General features: G+C 48.1%; 1 protein-coding gene. It reads right to left on the minus strand.

What is annotated here, in order from left to right; translation table 11 throughout:
• Positions 1-283, minus strand: a 283-nt coding sequence (locus FDX22_RS20820) for a tail fiber assembly protein (protein ID WP_146717716.1), incomplete at both ends; no start/stop codon positions are given.

Raw genomic sequence — 283 nt, forward strand, 5'->3', positions numbered from 1 at the left:
GTGAGCATTTTTTCTTCTTGCTCCGTTGCCATCCCCAGTTTAACCGCACGTGAAAGTGGTGCAATAGCGGCATCAGCAGCGGCAAGAAGTGTTTTTTTCTTGGATTCTGCCTGCCGTTGTAATTCTTCAGGGGTATAAGTTCTGGGGCTAATCTTGTCACCATCAAAAACCCACCCTCCGTTAATATCTGCGCGACGGCTGGCAGTTGTATCTGGAACCTCCGCCACACTGAGGTTCTCTGGCCAGAGCATAGTCACATCTTTACTGATACTACGGATAATAT

The sequence above is a fragment of the Citrobacter sp. TBCS-14 genome (assembly GCF_005280805.1).
GTDB lineage: Bacteria > Pseudomonadota > Gammaproteobacteria > Enterobacterales > Enterobacteriaceae > Citrobacter > Citrobacter gillenii.